At 50.0% G+C, this 264-nt stretch carries 1 protein-coding gene; it reads right to left on the reverse strand.

Translation table 11 applies throughout. The annotated features are described in order from the left end of the window. Nucleotides 1-264, reverse strand: a 264-nt coding sequence (locus tag ACTHSP_RS23790) for a D-alanyl-D-alanine carboxypeptidase (RefSeq protein WP_440347207.1), incomplete at both ends; no start/stop codon positions are given.

Consider the following 264-nt stretch of genomic DNA (forward strand, 5'->3'; position numbering starts at 1 on the left):
CGGTCGAGTATCAGATGTCCGTCAATATGGCGTATGCCCTTATCGCGCATCTGTTGCTGCATTTGCACCAAATCATGTTGGTCAAACACAGGATCGCCGCTCCCCACCCAATACACATTGCCTTTCAGCGTATCGCCTTTGATTGTGCCGTTAGTTTTAAACTCGGTTTTCCAACGATAATCGCCGTCCAACATACGAAACGCGGTAAACGCCGTTACCAGCTTCATGGTCGAAGCAGGATTGCGCAATTCATCGGCACGGTGT

This window comes from Neisseria sp. P0001.S005, from assembly GCF_051963715.1.